Source organism: Armatimonadota bacterium (assembly GCA_037138755.1).
In the GTDB taxonomy this organism is placed as follows: Bacteria; Armatimonadota; Fimbriimonadia; order Fimbriimonadales; family Fimbriimonadaceae; genus Fimbriimonas.
The window spans coordinates 1-3,701 of sequence record JBAXHT010000009.1; the positions used below are offsets into that span (position 1 = coordinate 1).

Genomic DNA, 3,701 nt, shown 5'->3' on the forward strand with positions numbered 1-3,701 from the left:
GAGCTTCTTCGAGAGTTGAACGGCAATATGATGGCGTACGATTCCGAGGCTCAGGAGAAGTTCACGGAGCTACTTGTAAAGTCTCTGGAAGGCAAAGGCGACGGTCCCATCCGAGGGACGGTTTCCCCTACCTGATGGGGCGGTTTGCCCCCTTTGCTTTTGGGGCAAAAGGCGCTATAGTTAATTCATGGAAAACGAAACCGCTGTGACCACTCTCTCCCCCGCCGCGCAGGCGGTGCTGGATGCCTACATAGATGAAGACCGTGCAGGCCGTCTAGCCATCGCCGCCGTCCTTCGTGCTGCTGCGGATCAGCTACCTCTATCAAGAGGATGGGACACCGGAGTCTACTGGTCGGTTCGTCAACTACTCGCCATCGCCGCCGAGCTGGAGGGTGCTAACTGATGGAACCTTTGTACACCGTCACCCTCTGCCGCGCCGATTGGGAGCGTGTGATCCAAGCCCTCCGCAACGAGGCGCACAATCTGACCCACGAGTGCAATCGTGCCTGCGAGAAGGGTTCCCGCGACTACGGCACTCTGCTGTGGGAAGAGACCGCGATTCTCAACGCAATCGCCTCCGACATTGACTTTATTTTGCCCGAATGACTTCTCAAGCTCTTGCAGTTTACACTGCCTTCAACCGAATTGGCCTTCACAATGAGCCTTCGTGGAAAACCGATCGCAAAGCTCTTGCCGCCGCACTGCGTGCCCTTGACGAGCAACTTGGTTACGACGTTCTTGGTGTCCGCGCTGTAGATTCCTCCCAGATCCGCCTGATCGCCGAGGAGCTGGAGGGTGGCAATGATTGACCTCTCCCCTGCCGCGCATGCGGTGCTTGCAGCAGCTATACGCAAGGAATACGACCTTAATCCTTGCGACGTTTCCAATGAAGCAGCGCGGATGGCATCCACTATCGCCGCTTCACTGCGAGCTGTTGCAAACGATTGGCGGGTAGACACTGAGTTCATAGGTGGCGTTGAGTACATCCGCGCAAGCACCCTGGAGCGCATCGCCGCCGAGCTGGAGGGTGGAGAATGACGAGAACAGAAGAAGAATTAATGTTTGCCGGATTTATGACATGCCTTGGCGTCCTTGTGGTTTCGGGAGTGTTAATGACTATCGGCACAGCTCTGTCAGTGAAAGGTAACATCGAACGTGGCAGAAACGCCGGAATCATCTACTGCACCGAGCGGCCCAAACAATGCGCCAAGGAGTATAATTACCTGAAGCTTAAGGAGGCGAAGAAATGACCGAACCCAATTTCCGTGCGCTGCACAAAGAAACTATGACACCCTCTGAGTACCGCACCCTTTACCAACTCCTTCGCCGTTACCAGCTTGAGAGTTGCAAGATTGGAGGTAAAACCTACAACGCCGTTGACACAATTCTGAGAGAACTCTTTCCTTACTATTACAATCAAAACCAGGAGCAAGGCAGATGAAACCCTTGAGTGAAAACTTAGTCACAAGGCTGACCCAAGCCGACGTTGTGTGCAAAGATTGCGGTCAAGCATACGGCAAGTATTCTGTCGGGTGCTCAAGCACCCTTGAAGGGCAATGTGAGGTTTGTGGTGAAATGAAACCAGTCACCGAAGTGCGCGACTGGGGTTACCTTGCCAAAGGAATCGCGATGGCAAGAGCCCAGGCAAACATCAAAGAGCAAAGCAAAGAAGTAGCTAAACACCTGTTTGCAAATATGCAACCAATCATGACTGACGAGGCGCTGGAGGCGGAACTGATCCCGAGTTACGAGCAGGGTGAGATTTCTTGCAGTTTTAGCGAAGACGAAATTGCGGCTCTTAAGGATATGCTGGGGTTTGTGGAAGAACACGAAGAGTACGAACTAGACGAGCCCTGCGAGACCGCTATCAACAAAGTCTTTGACTTGTACGACGACCACTGCGTGAAGTACGGACTGTCCCCGGCTTTGAAAGCCTACTACGAAAAGTATGGTGAATACGGGAATGGCGAGTACCAACTGCGTTGGGAAGGTTTTCGCGATGCTTTCTTGGCCCTGAACGGAGGTGAAGAGTAACAATGAAACTATCCGCAGGTGACTTGATGGTGATCGCTGACACGCTTAACAAGAGTTTGACGATTTTCAACTTCGATGGATTCACAAAGAAAACAAGAGAGCGAGTGAGAGACCAAGTCATGGATATCATGAGCGGAATAGAGGTTGAGGTCCTCTGTGGCGATGTAGAGCCTGTTGTTATGAGCGGAGACGTTGGAGGTTGATATGACCAACTCAATACCACGTTCGGCCAACTGGGCCGCTAAAGCCGGTCTCATGCTTGTTTGGCCGGTTCTGTCAGTGTTTCTTGTGACGTTTGTGCTTTTGGCTATGATTCCTGCTTGGTTCCTGATACCCTTCGGCAAACTATACAGGAAAGAAGACGGCTCAATTTCTTACGGGTTCCCCCTGGTGGACCGAAAATGACTGAAATCCACCTATTCGTACAAGAAGGGTAATGTCTACGAGCTACTTAAGAAAACAAAACATGATTGAGCAAACACTGATTGACGATTGTTTCTACATCAAGAAGCAACGCTGGGGCACTTTCGTGTCCATGCACAAAAGCGGAAGAGAGCTCCTAACTTCCCTGACTGAGGAACAGTGCGTTGAAGCAACACGGTGGTACCTCAAAGCCGAGCAAGACGGTTTTCCCGACAGTAGCAAAAGCTATGATAGCGTGGTTGGTGGAAAACTGTGATGCCTGCCCTCGACCCGACAACTCCGTGGTTTGAGTTTCTCTCGTACTGTGAATGTTGCTGGTCGCTCGGGTTTGAACCCTCCGTACACAGATTTGCCCGCTACCAAGCGTACTACCGTTCAATTCTGCCCCAATCATGATCACTCAGTCTCAACAAGACATTGCCCAGGTTTGCGATGAAATACGTGAGTTGCTTCTTGAAAAGAACCGTAAATATGGGGACTCGGCTTTGCATCCGATCCGAGTCTTCAGCAAAGCAAGCACTCTTGAGCAGATCAAAGTTCGTCTAGACGATAAACTTTCTCGGCTAAGAAACACCCAAGAGGATGAAGACGAGGATGTAACTTCGGACCTAATCGGGTACCTGATTCTGTACAAAGTTGCCCTGATGCAACAATCTCGTGTTGACCACGGAGTGGTATGAATCGTCCTACTGAGTGGATTGAAGAAGATCGCGAAGAGGTTGTTTCCGCGATCGTAGACGGATTGGTCTCCCAGTTGACGTTGGAGCAGCTTCGTCAGATTGTTTGGGATCTGCACTACGAGCAAACAGTTTGGCAAGACTGGACAGATCTGTGGGACCTGGCTGAAGATTACGCCCCCGAATTGCTCGACCAGTTCAACGAACCTGAATCCAAGCTGGACTAGGGCGGTTAACCGTACCTGGGAGGGCGGTTTGCCCCCTTTGCTTCTCGGCCAAAATGAGGCATAATAAAGGTATGAAATTCGAACCCCCCACCATGACCGATACCGAAAAACTTCAGTTTCTACTCACCCAGCTCCAGGAGACCGCCGCTCGAGAACATTGCGTAGACGCGGAGTACTACGACGCCTCTGACAACGGAAACTACGACGACGCCTTCGCCGACGGCGCCGATTACGGTGAGGTGGAGTACGCTCGACTTCTGCTGGCAAAGCTCGCCAAGCTGGACTAGGGCGGTTAACCGTACCTGGGAGGGCGGTTTGCCCCCTTTGCTTCTCGGCCAAA

At 51.9% G+C, this 3,701-nt stretch carries 10 protein-coding genes; all 10 read left to right on the forward strand.

Features of this window, described 5'->3' with window-relative positions; all coding sequences use genetic code 11:
- Positions 1–187 precede the first annotated feature (187 nt).
- The 10 genes from WCK51_15880 (at position 188) to WCK51_15925 (ending at position 3,648) form a co-directional block, all read left to right on the forward strand.
- The gene (locus tag WCK51_15880) at positions 188–403 is read left to right on the forward strand and encodes a hypothetical protein (GenBank protein ID MEI7578368.1); all 216 of its coding nucleotides are present in this window, start codon (positions 188–190) and stop codon (positions 401–403) included.
- The gene (locus WCK51_15885; protein ID MEI7578369.1) at positions 403–606 is read left to right on the forward strand and encodes a hypothetical protein; all 204 of its coding nucleotides are present in this window, start codon (positions 403–405) and stop codon (positions 604–606) included. The genes WCK51_15880 and WCK51_15885 overlap by 1 nt, the downstream gene beginning before the upstream one ends.
- On the forward strand, positions 603–809 hold the full coding sequence (locus WCK51_15890) for a hypothetical protein (GenBank protein ID MEI7578370.1): 207 nt from the start codon (positions 603–605) through the stop codon (positions 807–809). The genes WCK51_15885 and WCK51_15890 overlap by 4 nt, the downstream gene beginning before the upstream one ends.
- Positions 802–1,038, forward strand: a complete 237-nt coding sequence (locus WCK51_15895) for a hypothetical protein (GenBank protein MEI7578371.1) — start codon at positions 802–804, stop codon at positions 1,036–1,038. The genes WCK51_15890 and WCK51_15895 overlap by 8 nt, the downstream gene beginning before the upstream one ends.
- Positions 1,039–1,575: 537 nt before the next feature.
- Positions 1,576–2,034: a hypothetical protein gene (locus tag WCK51_15900; protein ID MEI7578372.1), complete on the forward strand. Its 459-nt coding sequence runs from the start codon at positions 1,576–1,578 to the stop codon at positions 2,032–2,034.
- A 2-nt stretch (positions 2,035–2,036) separates the two neighbouring features.
- A complete protein-coding gene (locus tag WCK51_15905) occupies positions 2,037–2,237 on the forward strand; it encodes a hypothetical protein (GenBank protein MEI7578373.1) in 201 nt (66 codons plus the stop codon).
- Positions 2,238–2,500: 263 nt separating this feature from the next.
- Positions 2,501–2,713, forward strand: coding sequence for a hypothetical protein (locus WCK51_15910; GenBank protein ID MEI7578374.1), 213 nt, complete (start codon positions 2,501–2,503; stop codon positions 2,711–2,713).
- A gap of 136 nt (positions 2,714–2,849) precedes the next feature.
- Complete coding sequence (locus tag WCK51_15915) at positions 2,850–3,137, forward strand: hypothetical protein (GenBank protein ID MEI7578375.1); 288 nt, start codon at positions 2,850–2,852, stop codon at positions 3,135–3,137.
- Complete coding sequence (locus WCK51_15920; protein MEI7578376.1) at positions 3,134–3,361, forward strand: hypothetical protein; 228 nt, start codon at positions 3,134–3,136, stop codon at positions 3,359–3,361. The genes WCK51_15915 and WCK51_15920 overlap by 4 nt, the downstream gene beginning before the upstream one ends.
- Positions 3,362–3,432: 71 nt before the next feature.
- A complete protein-coding gene (locus tag WCK51_15925; GenBank protein MEI7578377.1) occupies positions 3,433–3,648 on the forward strand; it encodes a hypothetical protein in 216 nt (71 codons plus the stop codon).
- The last annotated feature ends 53 nt before the right edge of the window (positions 3,649–3,701 follow it).

Bases quoted from the DNA above. Each gene is read 5' to 3' on its own strand.
- WCK51_15895 (MEI7578371.1), top strand. From the start codon at position 802: ATGATTGACCTCTCCCCTGCCGCGCATGCGGTGCTTGCAGCAGCTATA.
- WCK51_15890 (MEI7578370.1), top strand. From the start codon at position 603: ATGACTTCTCAAGCTCTTGCAGTTTACACTGCCTTCAACCGAATTGGC.
- WCK51_15920 (MEI7578376.1), top strand. From the start codon at position 3,134: ATGAATCGTCCTACTGAGTGGATTGAAGAAGATCGCGAAGAGGTTGTT.
- WCK51_15900 (MEI7578372.1), top strand. From the start codon at position 1,576: ATGAAACCAGTCACCGAAGTGCGCGACTGGGGTTACCTTGCCAAAGGA.
- WCK51_15905 (MEI7578373.1), top strand. From the start codon at position 2,037: ATGAAACTATCCGCAGGTGACTTGATGGTGATCGCTGACACGCTTAAC.
- WCK51_15910 (MEI7578374.1), top strand. From the start codon at position 2,501: ATGATTGAGCAAACACTGATTGACGATTGTTTCTACATCAAGAAGCAA.
- WCK51_15880 (MEI7578368.1), top strand. From the start codon at position 188: ATGGAAAACGAAACCGCTGTGACCACTCTCTCCCCCGCCGCGCAGGCG.
- WCK51_15885 (MEI7578369.1), top strand. From the start codon at position 403: ATGGAACCTTTGTACACCGTCACCCTCTGCCGCGCCGATTGGGAGCGT.
- WCK51_15925 (MEI7578377.1), top strand. From the start codon at position 3,433: ATGAAATTCGAACCCCCCACCATGACCGATACCGAAAAACTTCAGTTT.
- WCK51_15915 (MEI7578375.1), top strand. From the start codon at position 2,850: ATGATCACTCAGTCTCAACAAGACATTGCCCAGGTTTGCGATGAAATA.